The sequence below is a fragment of the Arthrobacter sp. P1_H7 genome (assembly GCF_056405215.1).
In genome coordinates this window covers 13,554-33,860 of sequence record NZ_JBFUCO010000004.1, presented here as the reverse complement: position 1 = coordinate 33,860, position 20,307 = coordinate 13,554, and the positions used below count along the sequence as shown (strand labels likewise).

Below are 20,307 nucleotides of genomic sequence, written 5' to 3'. Positions count from 1 at the left end.
TTTGGTTCAGGACCCGGAGTCGGTCTCGCGGTGGCCGCTCTTGCGGTTCGACCAGTTCCGAGGGATGGCTGCCTTGAGGGCGTCGTCGACGGTGATGACGCCGACTATGTGCCGGTCGTCAGAGACAACGGGCATGGCAAGGAGGTTGAAGTCGGCCATGCGGGTGATGACGTCGATGATGTTGTCCGTTGGCGAGGCGACCACGACGTCGTCGACCGCGAGGTCCGCAAGCGTCTGCTCCGGTTGCGCCTGGATGGCTTCGACCAGGCCCAGCGCGCCGTGTAGTGCGCCGTCGGGGCGAAGAGTGTAGAGCACCACGAGCGCCTGTGGCTGCGCGTCGGCGTCGCGGACGGCGGCGAGGGCATCTGCGACCGTGGCGGTAGCGGGCAGGGCGATGAACTCGGTGCCCATGAGGCGGTGGACGCCGGTGCGGTCTTTTAAGAGCTCGTCCTGTTCGTCCTTGGTGGCCTCCTGGATGGTGTCGGCGATCTGGGCGGACCCGAGCTCGGGGCTCCGGCCGGTGGTCTGTCGGACCCTTGCTGACTCGGCATGCCCGATGAGAGGCTCGAACTCGTGCCAGTCGCGCACGGGGTGGGCCGCGTGCCGGGGTCTGAGCCCGGCCCAACGCCACCGGTGGACGTCGACGCCGGTGACCGCCCAGCCGTCAAGGACCTGGTTGAGCTGGACGTCGTAGGCCTTGACGAAGGCAACGCGGGAGAGGTCGATGAGGCGGTGGCCGAGGACGTCCGCGGAGAGGAGCACTTCGCCTTCGCGGCGGGTGAACTCGTCGAGGTTCCCGGTGCTGCTGCCCAGCTCGACGCGGTTTGGGGTGAGCGCGGCGAGGTCGGCAACTGGGACGAATACGCGGGTTCCGCCCACTGCGACAACGAGCCCCGAGACATACGGGTAGTCGTTCTCCCTGAGCCGGACGCTGACGTCCGAAAGGGTGCCGATCCGGTGCCCGTTGGGGTCGGTGACAGGGTTGCGGAGGATCGTCGAGAGAGACAGAGTGGCGGTCGCAAAGTTCATCCGGGGCCTTTCGGGTGCGTCGGCTCATCGAGGCGACTGTACGTCAACTTGGGGCGGCGTGGGGAGACAGTGGGCCAGGAGTCGACCGCGAGTTGGACGACGCGGACGATCCCGAGGATCGTCGTCGCTGGCAGGTAGAGGCGCAGGACGCTCAGGCGCCCGGGCATAGCCACGCCGCCCCCGGAGAGTACGCGCCGTACAACCACGACGGACATTCGCGTGAACACACGGTGGATGCAGAGGGTTGGCTCTACTTGCCCGCGTTAAGGAACCATCAGGATTGTCCGCCGGAGGGTCGTGACGGCTGCGGACGCTGGTACTCTCGCGGACGGAAGCGGCGCGCTGCGTCGCCTGGAAAGGACTACATGACCACGCTCAGCCGGCCACCGGCAGACCCCTCGGCACTGCGGCCCGGCGCCGGGGAGCACTTCAGGAACTGGCTGCTGTTCGGCCTCCAGGACGCCAAGGGAATCCATCAAGGGCCCGGGGCCGTGAGCGACAGTCACCTGAAGAAACACACATGGTGGCAGGTCATGTGCCTGACCGGCGTGGACTACTTCTCCACGCTGGGCTACCAGCCCGCCATTGCCGCGCTCGCAGCCGGTGTGATTTCGCCGCTGGCCACCCTGGTCCTGGTGGCCGTGACCTTGCTGGGCGCCCTCCCGGTGTACCGCCGGGTGGCGGGCGAAAGCCCGCGCGGTGAAGGATCCATCGCCATGCTGGAACGGCTGCTCCCACGCTGGGGCGGGAAACTCCTCGTCCTGGTGCTGCTGGGGTTCGCGGCCACCGACTTCATGATCACCATGACGCTCTCCGCCGCAGACGCGACCGCGCACGCCATCGAGAACCCTTTCGCGCCCGACTGGATGCACGGCCAGAACGTCGCGGTCACGCTGGTCTTCCTGGCCCTGCTGGCTGCCGTGTTTCTGCGCGGCTTCAAGGAGGCGATCGGCGTCGCCGTCGTCCTCGTGGGTATTTACCTCGGGCTGAACGTCATCGTGGTCATCACAACGATCATCGAGGTCCTGCAGCAGCCGGTGGCGGTCGACAACTGGTGGCTGGCCCTGACCACGTCCCACGGCAATCCGCTGATGGTGGTGGGCATCGCGCTGCTCGTCTTCCCGAAGCTGGCCCTGGGCCTGTCGGGCTTCGAGACCGGCGTCGCCGTCATGCCGCAGATCCGCGGTCACGCCACGGACACCGAGGAGAATCCTGAGGGCCGGATCAAGGGTGCCCGCCGGCTGCTGACGACGGCGGCCCTCATCATGAGTGCGTTCCTCGTCACCACGAGCTTCACCACGGTGGTGCTGATCCCGGCGCAGGAGTTCCAGCCGGGCGGCCAAGCGAACGGGCGTGCGCTGGCTTACCTCGCGCACGAATACCTGGGGGACGGATTCGGCACCGTCTACGACATCAGCACCATTGCCATCCTGTGGTTCGCCGGCGCCTCCGCCATGGCCGGGCTCCTGAACCTCGTACCGCGCTATCTGCCCCGGTATGGCATGGCTCCGGAGTGGGCCCGCGCCGTGCGGCCGCTGGTCCTGGTCTTCACGCTCGTGGGGTTCCTGATCACCTGGCTGTTCGACGCCGACGTCGACGCCCAGGGCGGCGCTTACGCCACCGGCGTCCTGGTCCTGATGACGTCGGCGGCGATTGCTGTGACGCTGTCAGCGCGCAGCCGCCAGCAGCGCAAGCGCAGCATCGGCTTCGGCATCATCGCCGTCGTGTTCATCTACACCACGGTGGCCAACATCTTCGAGCGGCCCGAAGGTATCCGGATCGCCGCGTTCTTTATTCTCGGGATCATCGTGATTTCCCTGCTCTCGCGCGTCCGGCGCTCCTTCGAGCTCCATGCCACGCATGTGCGCATGGACACCTCGGCCCTGGAATTCCTGGCCGCCAATGAATCCGGCCCGATCGCGATCATCGCCCACGAACCGCTGCGGCTCAGTGCCCAGGCTTACCGGGACAAACTGACGTCCGCGATCGAGGTCAGCCACCTTCCGGTCGACTCCCAGGCGCTGTTCCTCGAAGTGGTGGTGGACGACTCTTCGGACTTCGAGACCGCGCTCGAGGTCCGCGGGGTCACCCGGCACGGCTACCAGATCCTGGAAGTCCACGGGCCTGTCGTTCCCAACACGATCGCCTCCGTGCTGCTGCACATCCGCGACGTCACCGGGCTGATGCCGCACATCTACTTCCGCTGGACCGAAGGCAACCCGTTCACCAACCTGCTGCGGTTCCTGGCCTTCGGCGAAGGCGAGATCGCCCCGGTGACGCGCGAAGTGCTGCGCGAGGCGGAGCCGGACGTCACGCGGCGCCCGTGGGTGCACGTCGGCTGACACCTCGCCCGGCAGCAGGGCCAGCGAGCACAAACGCCCCGAACACAAACGCCTAGAGCACAAACGCCCCTCCGGAGGAATCCTCCGGAGGGGCGTTGTGGTCTTCGGGGAAAGTGTCCCGGCCAGGCGGCCGGGGCTTTTTCCGGAGTACTTAGAGCGGGCGGATGTTCTCAGCCTGCGGACCCTTCGGGCCCTGCGTGACGTCGAATTCAACCTTCTGGTTCTCGTCCAGCGAGCGGTAGCCGCTGGTAGCGATTGCCGAGTAGTGGGCGAAAACGTCGGCCGACCCGTCATCCGGGGCAATGAAGCCAAAACCCTTTTCGGCGTTGAACCATTTAACTGTGCCTGTAGCCATGCCTTTATCCTTCTGAAATGCTGCTGATCTCCGGCGGCCATAAGGCCAACGGCTGCGGAGACATTCGTCCGCTGTCCCCAACGTACGGTGCCACGGGCCGCGGTGCAAGGGTCTGACGGGGGTCTTCGTCCCGAACCGGCCGCTTTCGTCAGGCCGAGACGGTGGCGTCGAACAGCGCAATCAGGTCCCGGCTGATCTGGTACGGCGAGGTCTCGGACGGGCTGTGGCCCCCGCGGTAGACCGAAATCCGCGCACCGATCGACTGCGCGAAGCTCCGATGCAACGCCAGCGGCCAGAGGTCATGTTCGCCGACTGCGACCAGCTTTGGCAGCGTCGCGGCCGCCAGCACCCGCCGCAGATCCGGGGTGCGCTTCATAAGGCCGATGATGTCTACCACCGAGGCGCGGCGCGTGAACGCGAACCGGCTCCTGACGAACCGCAGCCGCTGCGGCGCCACCCGCGCAATATTCCTGCGGATACCCCAAATCATTAAAGCGGTGCCGACCCTGGAGTTGACCCAACAGCTGATCCAGCCTGCCAGGCGCACGTAGCGGAGGCTCTGGCCCGGCTCCGGCGGGCAGCTGATCAAGGTCAGGCTGCGGAACTTTTCTGGCCGCTGGGCGAACGCCAGTTGGGCAACGACCGCCGCGAAGGAATACCCCACGACGTGCACCGCGCCTTCTTCGGTGTCCAGCATGGCCAGTAGATCGTCGCGGAACAGCTCGTAGTCGTAGCAGTTCCGGGGCGGAACGAGGTTTTCGGGCCCGGCCTGGGCGGATTCATACTGCCCGGCGATGTCGCAGCTGAGGACGAAGTAGCCGGCCGCGGCGAGCTCGGGCAGCATGAGGATGAAATCTTCCTTGGAGCCGGTTGCGCCCGGGACGAGAACGACGCGCGGCTTCCCGGGATCTCCGGCAGCGATCGTCGCCAGGGTCCCGCTCGGTGCCTCGAACTCACCGCGCATCACGCCTTCCGGAAGGACGGCCCAGTCGAAGTCGGGCAACGCGGCGTCCCGGCGGGCGGCATCGTCCACCAGCCCCGAACCAAAGCCCTCGGGAACCTGGCCGCCCTGTGCGTTGCTGCCGGCAGACACCATCTATCTAACATAGCCCCCTGCTGGCGGCGTGGCGGAGGTCCCGCTGCAATTCGACGGCCCGGCGCCGGCACGGTCCGGAGGTTGACGCTCAGCCGGCCAGGCTGTCGGCGGCCGTCGCGGGGGAGAGCGGGGCATCCACCTGTCGCACCGTTCCGGCCGATCCGTCCACGGTCACGGTCTCTCCGGTCCGCAAACGGGTGGTCGCGTCCGGCACGCCCACCACCGCCGGGATGCCGTATTCGCGGGCTACCACGGCGCCATGGGAGATCACCCCGCCCATTTCCATCACCAGGGCGCCGGCGGTCATGAACAGCGGCGTCCAGCCGGGGTCGGTGGAGGGTGCCACGAGGATTTCCCCGGGCTCGAGGTGCGCGCCCACCGGATCCAGGATGACCCGGACCGTTCCGGTGGCGGTGCCGGCCGATGCCGGCGTCCCGGCGAGGGCGCCCGAAGCGGGGGACTTGGCCATCACGGCCGCCTCCACGTCCGTGCCGTCGGAGAGCAGGAGCCGGGGAATCCGGCGCCGGCGCAGTTCGACGTCGTAGATCCGGTGGCGGCCCGCGATGATGCCCTTGAGGTCGGCACCCCGCAGACCCACCCGGACCTCGTCGAATTCCAGGAAATACACGTCGTCCGCGGCGGCGATCGCACCGGACCGGGCCAGCTCGATGCCGATCGCGTTGAGCTGGCGGTGCATCTCCGCGAGGGCGAGGACGATGTAGAACTTGGGCAGTTCGCGCAGGCCGGACAACTGACGGGTCCGGTGCAGGCAGAACTCCACCGCCCTGGCCCGGAGCCGCCCCCGGGCCCGGGTCCGTTCCACGAGGTTGCGGATCCTGGCCTCGGCATGTTCCTCGGCGCGGGCGAACTGCCGGTCGGGCGCTTGCTCGGGGTCCTCCACGTGGAGGTAGTTCGAGATCATCCCAAGGATATGGTCCGGCTTCTCCGACCACCGCGGCATGCCAAGGTCGATCTCCGCCACGGCGCGGTGGCCGTAGCGGTCCAGGAACCCGTGCAGGCCGGTCTGTGCCACCGCGGGGAGCGCGCCGGCCTTGTACATGGCGGCCAGTTCCCTTGGCCCGTGGGCAAGGAACACCTCCCGGGACGCGGCATTGGCGCCGATAGTGACAGCCAACTGCCAGAGCTCGAGGTCCATCTCGGTGGTGACGTTGTTGGGCAGCCCCCGCAACACGGCCTCGAGTTCCCGCGGTTCCGCGATGCCGCGCAGCAGTCTGCGGGCGGCGGCCAGCAAGAGGTAGCCAACGGACGGCCCCGGCAGTGTCGCCTGGATCAGCCCGTCCACGGTGTTCTCCAGGACGCGCTGGGCGTGATCGAGGCGGCCAAAAGCGGTTGCCGGTTCCGGCAGGACGAGCTCGGCTTCGAGACGGTTTCCGTAGTCGAAGGCGCGGCGCAGCTCGGCGGACGGCCTTACCGCGGCCCGCAGCATGGCTGGAATCAGCCGGACCGTCAGGCCCATGCTGGCCATCCGTGCCGCAGTGTGCGCCGCAGCGCCGATCTTCCCAGGTTTCCGCGGGGCCGGACCGCCCTGTGCGGCGGCTGGGCGGGACCGGCGGGGCGGCCGTTCGCGCACGCCGAACCGCGGGTCATCCAGGAGCGCCGGGAATACAGCGCCCGACCTCCCGTCCGCCAGGGGGAGTATCCGCAGCAGGTAGCGGCGGCCGTATTTGTTGTGCACCGCTGGGGTCAGGTCCACAAACATGCGCAGCCCTGGGTTGACGTACTGCCACATCCCGTTGCGGTTCCGCATTGAACCGAGCACGGAGAGCCCCATCGGCGTGAGCGGCCGGGTCAGGCCCTGGAGCAGGGTGCCGCACAGGTACACACGGGTTTCAGCCGAAGACCCCGGCTCCGTGCCAAAGGTCTCGGCGGCGGCAGGGTCCGGCAGCGGATACAACGTAGTGATGGGCCGCGACTGGGTCACCCAGATCTTGCCCGCGGCGTCAATCACCCATTCCATATCCTGGGGTGCGCCGAAAAGCCGCTGGACGGTATCGCCCAGCGCCGTGAGATCGCGGATACTGTCGTCGTTCAGGCTCGTCGGCTGGCCTGTGCCGGTCCCCTCCGGGGAGCGCCGCACGACGCGTCCGGTGGCCGTATCCACGACGAAATGGTCCGGGTTCACGCTGCCGGAGACCACGGCCTGGCCTGGCCCGGCGCTTGCATCGATGACCGTTTCGGTCCGGGTGCCCGTCACGGGATTGGCGGTAAAGAGCACGCCGGCGCTGGTGGCGGTGATGAGGTCCTGGACGACGACGGCGAGCCCCACCTCGCGGTGGCTGATCCCGTTGGCGGTGCGGTAGGCCACGGCCCGTTCGGTCCAGAGGGAGGCCCAGCATCGCCGGGCAGACTCGACGACGGCATCTGCTCCGGTGATGTTGAGGAAGGAATCCTGCTGACCGGCGAAGCTGGCGAAGGGCAGGTCCTCTGCGGTGGCGGAGGATCTGACGGCCACTGTGGCCCGGCTGCCGAGCGCGGCATACGCGCCGCGGAGGGCGGCATCGACGTCGGCGGGAATCGGCGCGGTCACAATCATTTCCCGCGCCTGCCGGGCCAGTTCGCGTAGGTCGGGAGCGGGGAGGAGGTCTGCGGAATCCACTTCGTCCGAGCCCGGTTCTGCGGCGTCCAGCCGGGCTGCCAGCGCGTCCAGTTCGGCCGGGGCCGCCTTTCGGTAGGCAACCGTGGTGAGGCAGAATCCGCGGGGTACGCGGAATCCGGCGGCCGTGAGCCTGCCGAGGTTCAGGGCCTTTCCGCCCACGAGCGGCAGGGGAGCGGAACCCAGTTCGCTGAGATCCATGACGAGACTTTCCGGCGCCCTGCCATCTGCAGAACCCATTTCCCTGCTCCCACGTCCTGTCCGCGTCTTCAAGCCACGTGGTCAAGCCACGCATTCAAGCCGCGGGCGGCCGCCGGCCCTGAGTCCGGCGGCGCAGCGGCACCTCTGCCAAGCGAGCCTGCCGGCCTACTGGCCGGCATCGGCCTCGCCGGTGTCCTCCCACATCAGATCCAGGTTGCGGAAGACCGGAGGGCCGTCACACAGGGCGGCCATCTTCGCGGCGAATTCGGAGGTCTCGGGCCGGTTGGAGTTCTCCATGGCCGACTCGAAGGAGTCGAACTCCACGATCGTGAAGTAGGTTCCGGGGCGGTCGCGGTCTGCGGTGGCCAAGATGCGGCGGAAGGTCGGGGCAGTGGATCCCTCCGTCCTGGAGGGCCGGCCGAGCTGCTCGATCTCCTCTATGCGGGAGGACTGAAATTCGATGATCTGCACGAACCTGGCCATGACGGCTCCTTGACGGCGGCGGATGCTGATGCGCTTCACGCTAGACCCTCGTCCTTGCCCGTGCAAGGGCGGGAACCAGGGTCCGGCGCAGGCGGCCGCGCGGCKGCAGGCGCGGCCGCCGTCGAGACCCTGTTACGGGGTCAGGAGGACCTTGATGGCGCGCCTTTCGTCCATCGCGCGGTAGGCCTCCGGTGCCTCCTCCAGCGGCATGACCGAATCGAACACGCGGCCCGGATTGATGGTGCCGTCCAACACGTCGGCCAGCAGTTCCGGGATGTACGTCCGGGCCGGGGCCATGCCGCCGCCGATCGAGATGTTGGTGTCGAACAGGAAGCGCAGCGGGGCCTCGGCGCCGCCGGTGGGGACGCCGACAAAGCCGAGGGCGCCGCCCGGGCGGACGCTGTTGAGGGCCTGCTCCATGGATTCCTTGGTCCCCACGCACTCCAGCACGGAATCGGCCAGCACACCGCCGAGCAGTTCGCGGACCTTGGCGACGCCCTCGTCGCCGCGCTCGGCGACGATGTCCGTGGCCCCGAATTCGCGGGCGATCGCCTGGCGGTCGGCGTGCCGCGACATGGCGATGATCCGCTCCGCGCCGAGGCGCTTGGCGGCCAGGACGCCGCAGAGCCCGACGGCGCCGTCGCCGACCACCACGACTGTCCGGCCGGGACCGGCCTTGGCGGCCAGGGCCGCGTGGTGGCCGGTGGCCATGACGTCGGAGAGCGTGAGCAGGCTGGCGCGGAGGGCGTCGTCCGGGTCGGTGACGCCCGGTACCTTGACCAGCGTGGACTCGGCGAGCGGTACGCGGACGGCCTGGCCCTGGCCGCCGTCGATCCCGTGACCGGTGTCATCCTTGCCGCCCCAGCCGGCGAGGTGGTCGCAGGCCACCGTGACGCCGTCGAGGCACTGCGGGCACGCGCCGCAGCTGACCACGAACGGCGCGATCACGAAGTCACCCGCGGCGAGGTCCTTAACATCCGCGCCGACGCTTTCGACCGTTCCGATGAACTCGTGCCCGATCGCGGACGGCTTGTGGGTGGGCTTGACCCCGCGGTACGGCCAGAGATCCGAGCCGCAGACGCAGGAGGCGGTGACCTTCACGATCACGTCGGTGGGCAGTTGGAGTGTGGGGTAGTCGCGGTCTTCGACTCGGATGTCGCCGGGGCCGTGGATGATGGTGGCGCGCATGGGTGCTCCTCGCATTTGTGGTGGATGGGCTGGGAACGAGTTTAGTCCCGCGGAATGCCGGCCACGTAGGCGAGGACAAGCAACGCGGGGTCAGATACCGCCCATGGAGTCCACTGGAATGGGCTCCATCTGACCCCGCGTTGCTTTAGAGGGCTTCGAGCACGCTGACGTAGTTGGCGATGCCCACGCCGCCCATGTTCTGCACCGCGGCCCGGCGCGGGCTGGCCAGCTGCATGTCGCCGGCTGTCCCGGTGAGCTGCATCGCGGCGATGACGTGCTGGGAGACGCCGGTGGCGCCGACGGGGTGGCCCTTGGCCTTGAGCCCGCCCGAGACGTTGACCGGCAGCTTGCCGTCCTTGAAGACCCAGCCTTCCTCGAGCGCCCGGGCACCCTGGCCGCGTTCGGTCAGCCCCATGGCCTCATACATGAGCAGTTCGGCGATGGTGAAGCAGTCGTGGACTTCCGCGAAGTCGAGCTCCTCCAGCCCGACGCCGGCCATCCCCAGGGCCCGCTGCCAGGAGGCGCGCGTGGCGGCGAATTCGGTGGGGTCCCGGCGCTCGGCCGGGAAGAAGTCGTTCGCCTGGCCGAAGCCGGCGAGCCGCACCGGAGCGGTGGCGCCGCCGGTCGGGGCGACGGAGAGGACGACGGCGGCGGCGCCGTCGGACACGGGGGAGCAGTCGGTGCGGCGCAGCGGATCGGCCACCATCGGGTTCTTTTCCGAGACGGTGCGGCAGAAGTCCTCGCCGAGGTCCTTGCGGAGCTGGGCGTAGGGGTTGTCGACGCCGTTGCGGTGGTTCTTCGCCGCGATGGTGCCCAGGACATCGCCGAGACTGCCGAGAGTAGACCCGTCGCCGTAGCGCTTGCCGTAGTGCTTCGCGACCTCCGCGAAGAGTCCTGTGAACCCGGTAGAGGAGGCCTTGCCGGCCATGTCGTAGTCCGCGCCAAGCAGGGCCGCGCCCACGACGTCGGCCCCGGCCTGCGTCATCTTCTCGGCGCCGATCACCAGGACGGTCTTCGCGGTGCCGGCCAGGAGGGACTTGGTGCCCTGCTGGAACGCGGCCGAGCCGGAGGCGCACGCGTTCTCCACCCGGGTGGAGGGGACGTTGGCCAGCTGGTCCGAGACCTGCAGTGCGAGGGAGGACGGGAAAGCCAGCGGCATCATGCCGGAGTTGAACTGGCCGAGGTAGATCTCATCGATCTGGCCCGGCTCGATCCCGGCGTTGCCGATCGCCTCGGTGGCGACCTGCACAATCAGGGACTCGAGGGTCTCATCGGTGAGCTTGCCGAAGCGGCTGTGGCCCCAACCGGTGAGCAGGATGTCCTTGCCGAACTGGTCTTTGAGGCTCATGCTGTGGCTCCTTCAAATTCGAGCGCGACATCGAAGTCGGCCTCGGTCTTTTCGCGGATCTCCTCCACGGTGACGCCGGGCGCGAGGCGCTTGAGCGTGAGCTTCCGCCTGCCGCCTGTTTCGTTTTCCTGCTTATCCAGGTCGAAGACCGCGAGGTCGCTGATGATGCGGTCCACGCAGCTGAGCCCGGTGAGCGGCAGCGTGCATTCCTTGACGATCTTGGCGGTGCCGTCCTTGGCGCTGTGCTCCGTGAGGACCACGACGCGCGGGGTGCCGGCCACGAGGTCCATGGCGCCTCCCATGCCCTTGACCATCTTGCCGGGGATGGTCCAGTTGGCGAGGTCGCCGTTCCCGGAGACCTGCATGGCGCCCAGGATCGCGACCTTCACGTGGCCGCCGCGGATCATGCCGAAGGACGTCGCAGAGTCGAAGATGCTGCCGCCGGGCAGGACCGTGACGGTCTGCTTGCCGGCGTTGATCAGGTCCGCGTCTTCCTCGCCCTCGTAGGGGAACGGGCCCATGCCGAGCAGGCCGTTCTCGCTCTGCAGGACAACGCGGACGCCGTCGGGCAGGTTGTTGGCCACCAGCGTGGGGATGCCGATGCCAAGGTTGACGTAGTCGCCGTCGTTCAGTTCTTCGGCCGCGATTGCGGCCATTTCATCTCGGGTCCAGGCCATGGTGGTTCTCCTCGGAAAGTCGGGGTGGAAAGGGTGGGGTGCCAATGCCGGCGCGCCCGGGGCCGACGGCGCCCGGGGCGAGTTAGACGGTGGAGCCGGCGTGCGCCGCTTCTGCTTCTACTTCGAGCCGGGGGCGGACGGTCCGCTGTTCGATGTCCTTCACGCGGCCGCTGGCCTGGACCAGGCGCTGGACGAACACGCCGGGGGTGATGATGTGGTTCGGGTCCAGCTGGCCGGGCTCGACGATCACCTCGGCCTCGGCGACCGTCATGGCTCCGGCGGTAGCCACCACCGGATTGAAGTTCTGCGCGGTGTACCGGTAGATCAGGTTGCCGTCGGTGTCGGCCGTGTGGGCGTGGACCAGGGCGACGTCGGCCTTGATGGCGCGTTCCTGGACATAGGTCTCGCCGTCGAACTCCGCCAGCGGCTTGCCTTCGGCGACGAGGGTGCCCACACCGGTCTTCGTGTAGAACGCCGGGATGCCGGCGCCGCCGGCGCGCAGCCGCTCGGCAAGGGTGCCCTGCGGGGTGAACTCCACCTCCAGCTGGCCGGCAAGGTACTGCTCGGCGAAGAGCTTGTTTTCGCCGACGTAGGACGCGATGACCTTGCGGACCTGGCCGCCTTCGATCAGGACGCCGAGGCCCTTGCCGTCCACGCCCATGTTGTTGGAGACAACCGTCAGGTTCTTCACCCCGGAGTCCCGCACTGCCTCGATCAGGTCAGCGGGGATCCCGCTGAGGCCGAAACCGCCGACGGCGAGCGTCATGCCGTCCCGGAGTACGTCCTGCAAAGCGGCCGCTGCCCCGGATTTCACCTTTGACATTGCATCTCCTCATTGAGCTCGTCTTGCTATCCACTCCGGCAATCCACTTTGTGGACTCCATGTCTGAAGAAGGAGCCTATGGTGTGTCGCAGACCACTGTCAATGCGAAGTTTCCCCGCGAACTGGCGGAGTTTATAGTGTGGACGCTATCCTTGGGACTATCCATTATGTGGATAGTCGATGTGAGGATTTGGGTAAAAGCAACTTGGCAAAGGCATCGTTCACTTCCGGGCCGACGTGAGGCAAGCAATGACTACAACACCTGTCCAGGGCGCCCAGGTGGTCAGCCGGGCAGCCAGCCTGCTGCGCCTGGTCGGCCGGAAGCCGGAGGGCTGCCCTCTGGTGGAGCTCGTGCGCGAATCGGGGCTGACCCGCCCCACCGTTCACCGGCTGCTGAGCTCGCTCGCGGCCGAGGGGCTGCTGGACCAGGATCCGGGCAGCGGCAACTGGGTCCTGGGCCCGGAGATCCTGCTGCTGGGGTCTGTGGCCTCGGCGCGCTTCCCCATGGAGGACCTCGCAAGGCCGAGCCTGCGCCGCCTCGCCGAAGAGACCGGCGAAAGCGCGTTCTTCTCCATCCGCCGCGGTAACGAGACCGTGTGCCTGCTCCGGGAGGAAGGCAGCTTCCCGGTCCGTTCCTTCGTGCTGCACGAGGGGGTGCGGTTCCCGCTGGGCGTCGCTTCCGCCGGCACCGCCATCATGGCCTTCCTGCCGGCACAAGAGCAGGATGAGCTGCTCGCAAACTGGGCAGCCCACGCCGGCAGCTTCGCGGCCGCGCACACCGAAGCCCTTGTCAGGGAGAACCTCGAAGCGACGCGGCAGGCCGGCTATTCGGTCAATCCGGGGCTGGTCCTGGAAGGCAGCTGGGGGATGGGTGCGGCGGTCTTCGACCAGCGGGGGCGCCCGGCCTGGGCACTGTCCCTGACCGGCATCGAGCCGCGCTTCCGGGAGGACCGGCGTCCGCAGCTGGGGCGGCTGCTCATGGATGAGGCCCACCGGATCTCGACGCTGCTGCAGGGCGCCTGACCCTAGTCAAGGGCCTGAACCTCGACGGCGGTGCCCCGGTGCCCGGCCATCGTGGGGCACATTGACACGGACACGCCGGCAATTGAAGCCGAAACGGTCCAGCCAGGGCTCAAAGTGCCCCGGTTCGGCTCAGGCCACCTCGGGCAGTTCATCTTGTCGGGAGACTCTTGCGCAGCCGCCGCTGGTGCCAGAAGCTGGCAGCACAGGCCGCATCGGGTCGAGCCGAAGGAGCAAAGCCTCATGAAAAACATCAAGATCTCCTTCGATCACTATGGCAGCCCGGACGTCGTCACCGTTGGCGAAGACGAACCGCCGGTTCCGGGGGAGAACGAGGTCCAGGTGGGAATCCGCGCCGTCGGCGTCAACCCGATGGACTGGAAAGTCGTGGCCGGCTACCTGGAGCGGTACCTTCTCCTGCACTTCCCTGCAGTTCCMGGCTGTGAGGCGGCAGGAATCGTGACCGCCGTTGGCCCCGGCGTGACCGGCTACGAGGTGGGCGACGAAGTCATCTGGAATGGCATTTCCGGGGGCTACCGTGCCGTGGCCAATTTTCCGGCCAACCAGCTGACGCAAAAGCCCGCGGGCATCGATTTTGAGCAGGCGGCGTGTGTCGCGATAGCTGGCGGCACAGCGTATTCGGCGCTGGTTCAACTTGGCATTGGCGTGGGGGACACGGTCCTCATCCACGGCGCAGCGGCCGCTTCAGAGCAGAACCATGACTTTTTGCGCGGCCTCGGCGCCGAGCCTGTGGCCTATGTCGAAGGGCTCGTGGAACGCGTCCGCTCACTGGGCACCGTCACCGCCGTCGTGGACACCTTTGGCGGGGAGGAGACGACGACGGCGACGGTCCATTTGCTCGGCGGCCACGGCGCCGCGGTGACTACCGTGCCTGGAACGGAGGCCAACGCCGCCGGAATTGCACCGGTCAGGCTGCTGGACGGACGGGTAGCGGAGGCGGCCCGGCTGTCGGCCGATGGAAAGCTCCGCTTCAGCATCCAGGAGCGGATTCCCCTCACCGATGCGGCCCGGGCACTGGGCATCAGCCGCGCAGGCCATGTCCGGGGCAAACTCGTGCTGATCCCGTAATTGGAACCCAGCAGGGCCAAGAACACTTGGAAGCTGTCGTGGGGCACTTTGACACGGACACGCCGGCCGTCGAGGTCAAAAAGGCCCGGCCACTGTTCAAAGTGCCCCGTTTCGGCCTGCAGCCCCGGCCTGGGGCTCTCGGCTCAGGCTATTTCCACCAGGTGTCGAAAATCGTCACCGGGACCGTGCGCTTGTGGCGGGTCCGCAGGTACATCGCCTCGATCCGTTCGGCAGCGGCATCGGGTACGTCGCGGCCCTCGAGGTAGTCATCGATCAGGTCATAGCCCAGGCCGAGTTCGTCCTCGTCGGTGCGGCCCGGCTTTCCGTCCAGCAGATCCGCCGTCGGAACCTTTTCCCAGATCCGGGCCGGCGCGCCGAGCTCCGCCAGCAGCGCGCGGTTCTGGCGCTTGTTGAGGCCGAACAGCGGCAGGATGTCCGCGCCGCCGTCGCCGAACTTGGTGAAGAATCCCGTGACGGACTCGGCGCCGTGATCCGTGCCGATCACCAGGTAGTTGTGCTCGCCGGCCAGGGCGTACTGGGCAATCATCCTGGTCCGGGCCTTGGTGTTGCCCTTGTGGAAATCGGAGATCTCCGTGCCCACGGTCTTTTCGAACTCGTCCTCGAAGCCATCCACCGCGGCTGAGATATTGAACGTCCATTCGGTCTTGGCGCGCACGAAGTCAAGGGCGGCCTGGGCGTCGTCCTCGTCGTGCTGGACGCCGTAGGGGAGCCGCACGGCCACGAAGTTCGCCTCGGTGCCCTCGGCCTCGAGTTCCTCGACTGCCAGCTGGGCCAGCCGCCCGGCCAGGGAGGAGTCCAGGCCGCCCGAGATGCCCAGGACGAAGCCCTTGGTGTGGGTGGCCGTCAAGTATTCCTTCAGGAACGTCACGCGTTTGCGCACCTCCCCGGCAGGGTCGATCCGGGGCTGCACGCCCATTTCCTCGATGATCTTCGCCTGGAGTTCACGCATGCCTCACAGCCTAGTCAGCACTGTCAACCACGCTCAACTGTTGCAGCCGGACCGGCGCTCCGGCCGGGCGCTTCAGCCGCGCCGGCTGCTGGACGCCTGGCCTAGCGCTCCTTCCGCACCGGGCCGGTGGAGCCGCGGACCGTGAGGTGGGTGGGCATCACGGACCGGTTTCGGGTGCCGCCGCCGGCGAGCGGGTTCAGCTGGGCCAGCAGCATGGACACCGCCACGCGGCCGGCCTGCTCGATCGGGGAGGCCATGGTGGACAGCGGCGGATTGCAGAAATCGGCGCCAAAGATGTCGTCGCAGCCCACAATGCTCATGTCCTGCGGGACGCGGATGCCGCGTTCGCGAAGGCGCTGGAGCATGCCGATGGCGATGAGGTCGTTGAACGCGAGGCAGGCGGTGACTCCACTGTGGACGGCGGCGTCCGCGGCTGCAGCGCCGGACTGTGTCTTGGGGGCGAACGGACCGAGCCGGCGCACCTCCACGCCGCGCTCCTCGGCTGCCACGGACAATGCGGTCCATCGCCGCTCGCTGGACTGCGACGTCGTCGGGCCGGCGACATAGGCCACCCGGGTGTGTCCCAGCGAGATCAGGTGGTCCAGCGCCTGGCTGGTGCCGGACGGGGTGTCGATCAGGACCGCGGGAACGCCGGGCACGTCACGGTTGATGGCGACCATGGGCATCTTCGCCGCCGCGTCCAGCAGGGCTTCGTCGCTGAGCCGGGATGCGGCAACGATGATGCCGTCAGCGCTCTTGCGCAGCTGCTCCACGGTGCTGGCCTCCACCTCGTCGGATTCTTCCGTGTCCACCAGCAACTGGGTGTACCCGGCCGCCTTGAGCTGGAGCTGGGTGCCCCTGATGAGGTCGAAGTAGTACGGGTTGGTGATATCCGGAACCAGGACTCCTACCGCGCCCGTGCGCCCGGAACTCAGCGCCTTCGCCTGGCTGTTGGGTGTGTAGTGCAGCTGGGCCGCGGCCGCCTCGATCCGCTGCCGCGTCCTGATGTTGACGCGGTCCGGCGTGGAGAGGGCACGGGAAACCGTGGAGGCCGCCACGCCGCAGAGCGCGGCGATGTCGTGGATGGTGGCCGGGCGGTCCACTGCTGCTGGTTGCGTCGTCGCCACGGCGCTCCTCTCTGAACGTGGTGGCCGGGCTGTGATTGCCGCCACAGGGCCGGTCAGCAAAGAATGCCACAGATTGTCAAGGATTGGCAACCGGTTGTCACGGCCGCCGGCGCTGGCTAGACTGGGGCCCTACACCGTTTGTGAACTGCGTCACCGCGCCGGAGCCGGAAGCTGCCGCGGCGGCCGCGAAACCCAGGAGAACCGCGTGAGCAAAACACCACCCGCAGTCTGGTCGCTGTCAGGCTTCGGCGACGAAATAGATCCGGACCCGGCAGTTCAGGCCGCCGTGCTCCTGGCGCTGGGCGCAAGCCACATCGAGGTTCGCAGTGCCTGGGGCACCAACGTCTCCGAGCTGGAGCCCGAGCAGGTTGCCCGGCTCAAGGACATCCTGGATGAAAAGGGCCTCAAGGTCTCCGCCGTGGCCAGCCCCATCGGCAAGGTGGACGTGAGCCTGCCGGTGGAGCACGAGCTGGCACGGCTCCGCCAGATCATCTCGGTGGCCAAGGGGCTGGATACACAATACGTCCGGATCTTCTCCTTCTTCCGGGCCGAAGGACGCAGCGCGGAAGACATCCGCGAGGACGTCCTGGACCGCATGGGCGCCCTTGCGGCACTCGCCGCGGAAGCCGGCGTCGTGCTCCTGCACGAAAACGAAAAGGGCATCTATGGCGATACGCCGCAGCGCGTGCTGGACATCATGGAGTCCGTGAATTCGCCCGCGCTCCGCGTCGCGTGGGACAACGCCAACTTCGTCCAGGTGGGCGTCAAGCCCTACACCGAGGGCTACGCCCTGCTGCGCCCCTACCTCGAGTACTTCCAGGTCAAGGACGCGCTCGCCACCACCGGGGAAGTGGTCCCCTCCGGCGAGGGCGACGGCGAACTCGACGCCACCATCGCCGCCCTCAAGGCGGATGGTTTCGCCGGCTTCGCGTCGCTGGAACCCCACCTGGCCAGCGCCCACGAACTCGGCGGCTTCTCGGGCCCGGCGGCCTTCGGCGCCGCGGCCCGTGCCTTCGCCGCGCTGGCCGCGAAGAACCAGATCGAACTCGTCTAGCAGGAACGCACCAGCACTAGGGAAAGAGGGAACTCCGGATGCCAAAGGCGGCAATCATCGGCTGCGGCGACGTGTCGGTCGTTCATTTTGAAGCACTTGCAGGGATGGACGACGCCGAATTGGTGGCTGTCTGTGACACGGACCCGGCGCGCCGCGCCGCGGCGCAGGAAGCCCACGGCGTCCCCGGCTTCGAGGACTACCGGAACATGCTCGAGGTGGCCGCTCCCGACGTCGTGCACATCACCACCCCGCATCATGAACATGCGGCGGTCGCGATCGAATGCCTGCGCCGCGGCGTCAACGTGGTGCTGGAAAAGCCCCTGGCGCACACCCTGGCCGAGGGTGAAAGGCTGCTGGCCGCGGCTGCCGAAAGCACGGCGAAAATTGGCCTGTGTTTCCAGAACCGCTACAACGCCCCGGTGCAGGAAATGCGCCGGCTGCTGGACTCGGGCGAACTGGGCCAGGTGCTGGGGGCCTCGGCCACGGTCATGTGGCACCGGCAACCCGATTACTATCTCAGCCGGCCCTGGCGCGGAAGCTGGGGCGAGGGCGGCGGCGGCCTGATGATGAACCAGGCCATCCACACCGTGGACCTGCTGCAATGGCTGGTGGGCGACGTCGTTTCGCTCGCCGGCAGCGCCTCGACCCATGCGCTGGCAGAGGCCATCGAGGTGGAGGATACGGCGGAGTTCGCCGCGCTGCACAGCAACGGCGCGCGCAGCGTCTTCTACGCCACCCTCGCCAACACCCGCAACGCGCCCGTCACGCTGGACATCAGTACCGAGGCGGCAACACTGAGCCTGCGCGGGGACCTGACGGTCACTTACGACGGCGGGCGCAGCGAGGTGGTGCGTGAACGCGCCACAGGATCGGGCGGCCGCTCCTACTGGGGTGTTTCGCATGCCCTGCTGATCGCAGATTTCTATGCCGGGCTGGCGCAACCGGGTCCGTTCTGGATTGACGCCGCCGAAGGGGCGAAGTCGCTGCGGATCGTGAAGGAACTCTACCGGCAGTCCTACCCCGGCTCTGAGGAAAAAGTGTCCTAACCGAAGCCGCCTCCGCGGCCCCGCGCACTGCCCCTGCGGCCGCGCGCGGGCTCCCTACCGCTTTTCCGCTGCGAACGTCGTGCCTGCGAACGTCGTGCCCACGCACTGCGTGCGCGCCTCGGGCGCGCCGTCTTGCGCTGTCGTGCTGCCCGGCCATGCCCCGGCCGCAATAATTCAAAAAGGTAATGACAACCGGTTGCCAGAAGTGGCAACCCAACGTACGCTGAACCCACAAGCGGCAGTGTGGCTCAGGCCACATTGCCGCCACCATCGTCCGGGTAACGGACCTCGAGAAGCGATCCAAAGGAGCCAACAATGAAGTTCGGTCCCAAGGCAGCAGCTGCTGCCCTCATCCTCAGCGCGTCCCTCGCGCTCACCGCCTGTGGCGGCACCGCAGCCGGCGGCGCGGCCGCAGGCTCCACGGCCACGTCCCTGACGCTGGGCACCATCCAGGACGTCCGGTCCTGGGACCCGGCCCAGGCGCACGTGGGCCACGTCCTCCAGCCGTACCAGGCCGTCTACGACACCCTGATCCTGCGCGAGCCGGACGGCAATCTCAGCCCGATGCTGGCCACGGCATGGACGTACAACGCAGCCAACACCAAGCTGACGGTGGACCTGCGCTCTGATGTCACGTTCAGTGACGGCGCCACGTTCGACGCCGCGGCGGCCAAGGCCAACATGGACCACTTCAAGAAAGCCAATGGGCCGCAGATGGCCCAGCTCAGTGCGGTCAAAGACGTGGCCGTTGTGGACGCCGACACCATCGACATCAACCTCAGCACCCCGGACCCGGCCCTGGAATACTTCCTCAGCCAGGCGGCCGGCCTGATGGGCAGCCCGAAGGCGCTGGGAACCGACGGCATCAAGACCGAACCGGTCGGCTCCGGCCCGTACGTGATGGACAAGGCCGCGTCCGTCAAGGATTCCCAGACGGTGTTCACGGCGCGCAAGGACTACTGGAACAAGGACCTGCAGAAGTTCCAGAAGCTCACCTTCAAGATCCTGACCGATCTCACCGCCCGCACCAACGCCCTCGTCTCCGGCCAGGTGGATGCGACGATCCTGGACCCCAAGAACGGCAAGCAGGCCGAGGGCGCCAAGATGAAGCTGGCCGCCAACGAGGTTGACTGGCAGGGCCTGCTCCTCCTGGACCGCGACGGTGCCAAGAACCCGGCCCTGCAAAACGTCAAGGTCCGCCAGGCCATCAACTACGCCTTTGACCGCAAGACCATCCTGGACCAGGTCATGCTGGGGCAGGGCACGCCGACGTCCCAGCCGTTCGGTAAGGCCAGCGGTGCCTGGACCGAAGAGTTGGAGAACTACTACAGCTACGATCCGGCCAAGGCCAAACAGCTCCTGAAGGAAGCCGGCTATGAAACAGGCGTAACCCTGGAAATCCCCAGCGTCCCCGGTTTCGAAACCCAGATTTCCGTTGTCCAGCAGCAGCTGGCCGACGTCGGCATCACCCTCAAGGTGGGCGCCGCGCTGACCAACACCTTCACATCCGATGTCGCCGCCCAGAAGTACACCACCATGTACTTCTCCCTCTTCCAGGGTGAACCGACGGTTGCGGTCAACCAGATCATCTCCACCAAGGCGCTCTACAACCCGTTCAAGAACGCGACGCCGGAGCTGGACGCCAAGATTGAGGCCGTGCGCGCCGGCGGAGCCGACGCGGGCAAGCTGGCCCAGGAAGTGAACAAGTACGTGGTGGAGCAGGCCTGGTTCGCGCCGCTGTTCCGCGTCAACCAGATGTACTACCACAACGCCAAGGTCAACGTCACGCCCCAGATCCAGCAGGCCGTTCCGTCCATCTACAACTACTCACCCGCCAAGTAGGAC

General features: G+C 67.6%; 17 protein-coding genes. 6 read left to right on the top strand and 11 right to left on the bottom strand.

Annotation, left to right across the window (positions count from 1 at the left end; all coding sequences use genetic code 11):
• Positions 1-6: 6 nt before the first annotated feature.
• On the bottom strand, positions 7-1,029 hold the full coding sequence (locus tag AC1DXI_RS03910) for a CBS domain-containing protein (protein ID WP_476937524.1): 1,023 nt from the start codon (positions 1,027-1,029) through the stop codon (positions 7-9).
• Between the two features lie 365 nt (positions 1,030-1,394).
• Here AC1DXI_RS03910 and AC1DXI_RS03905 point away from each other — a divergent pair, with 365 nt between their 5' ends.
• Complete coding sequence (locus tag AC1DXI_RS03905) at positions 1,395-3,371, top strand: APC family permease (protein WP_476937523.1); 1,977 nt, start codon at positions 1,395-1,397, stop codon at positions 3,369-3,371.
• 151 nt (positions 3,372-3,522) lie between these two features.
• Here AC1DXI_RS03905 and AC1DXI_RS03900 read toward each other — a convergent pair whose 3' ends face one another.
• The 8 genes from AC1DXI_RS03900 to AC1DXI_RS03865 all read right to left on the bottom strand — a co-directional run bounded on the left by AC1DXI_RS03900 (position 3,523) and on the right by AC1DXI_RS03865 (position 12,156).
• Complete coding sequence (locus tag AC1DXI_RS03900; RefSeq protein WP_009357211.1) at positions 3,523-3,726, bottom strand: cold-shock protein; 204 nt, start codon at positions 3,724-3,726, stop codon at positions 3,523-3,525.
• A 148-nt stretch (positions 3,727-3,874) separates the two neighbouring features.
• Positions 3,875-4,822 (bottom strand): alpha/beta fold hydrolase, encoded by a 948-nt coding sequence (locus tag AC1DXI_RS03895; protein WP_018775950.1) that lies wholly within the window; start codon positions 4,820-4,822, stop codon positions 3,875-3,877.
• 88 nt (positions 4,823-4,910) lie between these two features.
• Positions 4,911-7,637 carry a PEP/pyruvate-binding domain-containing protein gene (locus AC1DXI_RS03890; RefSeq protein WP_476937522.1) on the bottom strand — a complete coding sequence of 909 codons (2,727 nt, stop codon included), beginning with the start codon at positions 7,635-7,637 and terminating at the stop codon, positions 4,911-4,913.
• A gap of 165 nt (positions 7,638-7,802) precedes the next feature.
• The gene (locus AC1DXI_RS03885; protein ID WP_476937521.1) at positions 7,803-8,159 is read right to left on the bottom strand and encodes a hypothetical protein; all 357 of its coding nucleotides are present in this window, start codon (positions 8,157-8,159) and stop codon (positions 7,803-7,805) included.
• 93 nt (positions 8,160-8,252) lie between these two features.
• Positions 8,253-9,308 carry a zinc-dependent alcohol dehydrogenase family protein gene (locus AC1DXI_RS03880; RefSeq protein ID WP_476937520.1) on the bottom strand — a complete coding sequence of 352 codons (1,056 nt, stop codon included), beginning with the start codon at positions 9,306-9,308 and terminating at the stop codon, positions 8,253-8,255.
• A 145-nt stretch (positions 9,309-9,453) separates the two neighbouring features.
• Positions 9,454-10,656, bottom strand: a complete 1,203-nt coding sequence (locus AC1DXI_RS03875) for an acetyl-CoA acetyltransferase (RefSeq protein ID WP_476937519.1) — start codon at positions 10,654-10,656, stop codon at positions 9,454-9,456.
• Positions 10,653-11,333: a CoA transferase subunit B gene (locus AC1DXI_RS03870; RefSeq protein ID WP_476937518.1), complete on the bottom strand. Its 681-nt coding sequence runs from the start codon at positions 11,331-11,333 to the stop codon at positions 10,653-10,655. The genes AC1DXI_RS03875 and AC1DXI_RS03870 overlap by 4 nt, the downstream gene beginning before the upstream one ends.
• Positions 11,334-11,415: 82 nt before the next feature.
• Positions 11,416-12,156: a CoA transferase subunit A gene (locus AC1DXI_RS03865; protein WP_476937517.1), complete on the bottom strand. Its 741-nt coding sequence runs from the start codon at positions 12,154-12,156 to the stop codon at positions 11,416-11,418.
• Between the two features lie 249 nt (positions 12,157-12,405).
• On the opposite strand from AC1DXI_RS03865, the gene AC1DXI_RS03860 reads away from it, so the two are divergent.
• Positions 12,406-13,179 carry an IclR family transcriptional regulator gene (locus AC1DXI_RS03860; protein WP_476937516.1) on the top strand — a complete coding sequence of 258 codons (774 nt, stop codon included), beginning with the start codon at positions 12,406-12,408 and terminating at the stop codon, positions 13,177-13,179.
• Positions 13,180-13,419: 240 nt separating this feature from the next.
• Positions 13,420-14,265, top strand: coding sequence for an NADP-dependent oxidoreductase (locus AC1DXI_RS03855; protein ID WP_476937515.1), 846 nt, complete (start codon positions 13,420-13,422; stop codon positions 14,263-14,265).
• A gap of 148 nt (positions 14,266-14,413) precedes the next feature.
• Here the strand turns inward: AC1DXI_RS03855 and nadE are convergent, their stop codons facing one another.
• Both nadE and AC1DXI_RS03845 read right to left on the bottom strand, forming a co-directional pair.
• Positions 14,414-15,235, bottom strand: a complete 822-nt coding sequence (nadE, locus tag AC1DXI_RS03850; RefSeq protein WP_026539367.1) for an ammonia-dependent NAD(+) synthetase — start codon at positions 15,233-15,235, stop codon at positions 14,414-14,416.
• A 101-nt stretch (positions 15,236-15,336) separates the two neighbouring features.
• On the bottom strand, positions 15,337-16,362 hold the full coding sequence (locus AC1DXI_RS03845; protein ID WP_476937514.1) for a LacI family DNA-binding transcriptional regulator: 1,026 nt from the start codon (positions 16,360-16,362) through the stop codon (positions 15,337-15,339).
• Between the two features lie 205 nt (positions 16,363-16,567).
• Here AC1DXI_RS03845 and AC1DXI_RS03840 point away from each other — a divergent pair, with 205 nt between their 5' ends.
• The 3 genes from AC1DXI_RS03840 to AC1DXI_RS03830 all read left to right on the top strand — a co-directional run bounded on the left by AC1DXI_RS03840 (position 16,568) and on the right by AC1DXI_RS03830 (position 20,304).
• Positions 16,568-17,416, top strand: coding sequence for a sugar phosphate isomerase/epimerase family protein (locus tag AC1DXI_RS03840; RefSeq protein ID WP_026266855.1), 849 nt, complete (start codon positions 16,568-16,570; stop codon positions 17,414-17,416).
• 38 nt (positions 17,417-17,454) lie between these two features.
• Positions 17,455-18,462, top strand: a complete 1,008-nt coding sequence (locus tag AC1DXI_RS03835; RefSeq protein ID WP_476937513.1) for a Gfo/Idh/MocA family protein — start codon at positions 17,455-17,457, stop codon at positions 18,460-18,462.
• A gap of 315 nt (positions 18,463-18,777) precedes the next feature.
• Positions 18,778-20,304 carry an ABC transporter substrate-binding protein gene (locus tag AC1DXI_RS03830; RefSeq protein ID WP_476937512.1) on the top strand — a complete coding sequence of 509 codons (1,527 nt, stop codon included), beginning with the start codon at positions 18,778-18,780 and terminating at the stop codon, positions 20,302-20,304.
• Positions 20,305-20,307: the final 3 nt, after the last annotated feature.

Bases quoted from the DNA above. Each gene is read 5' to 3' on its own strand.
- AC1DXI_RS03900 (WP_009357211.1), bottom strand. From the start codon at position 3,726: ATGGCTACAGGCACAGTTAAATGGTTCAACGCCGAAAAGGGTTTTGGC.
- AC1DXI_RS03830 (WP_476937512.1), top strand. From the start codon at position 18,778: ATGAAGTTCGGTCCCAAGGCAGCAGCTGCTGCCCTCATCCTCAGCGCG.
- AC1DXI_RS03890 (WP_476937522.1), bottom strand. From the start codon at position 7,637: ATGGATCTCAGCGAACTGGGTTCCGCTCCCCTGCCGCTCGTGGGCGGA.
- AC1DXI_RS03905 (WP_476937523.1), top strand. From the start codon at position 1,395: ATGACCACGCTCAGCCGGCCACCGGCAGACCCCTCGGCACTGCGGCCC.
- AC1DXI_RS03870 (WP_476937518.1), bottom strand. From the start codon at position 11,333: ATGGCCTGGACCCGAGATGAAATGGCCGCAATCGCGGCCGAAGAACTG.
- nadE (WP_026539367.1), bottom strand. From the start codon at position 15,235: ATGCGTGAACTCCAGGCGAAGATCATCGAGGAAATGGGCGTGCAGCCC.
- AC1DXI_RS03910 (WP_476937524.1), bottom strand. From the start codon at position 1,029: ATGAACTTTGCGACCGCCACTCTGTCTCTCTCGACGATCCTCCGCAAC.
- AC1DXI_RS03865 (WP_476937517.1), bottom strand. From the start codon at position 12,156: ATGTCAAAGGTGAAATCCGGGGCAGCGGCCGCTTTGCAGGACGTACTC.
- AC1DXI_RS03875 (WP_476937519.1), bottom strand. From the start codon at position 10,656: ATGAGCCTCAAAGACCAGTTCGGCAAGGACATCCTGCTCACCGGTTGG.
- AC1DXI_RS03860 (WP_476937516.1), top strand. From the start codon at position 12,406: ATGACTACAACACCTGTCCAGGGCGCCCAGGTGGTCAGCCGGGCAGCC.
- AC1DXI_RS03835 (WP_476937513.1), top strand. From the start codon at position 17,455: ATGCCAAAGGCGGCAATCATCGGCTGCGGCGACGTGTCGGTCGTTCAT.
- AC1DXI_RS03895 (WP_018775950.1), bottom strand. From the start codon at position 4,822: ATGGTGTCTGCCGGCAGCAACGCACAGGGCGGCCAGGTTCCCGAGGGC.
- AC1DXI_RS03880 (WP_476937520.1), bottom strand. From the start codon at position 9,308: ATGCGCGCCACCATCATCCACGGCCCCGGCGACATCCGAGTCGAAGAC.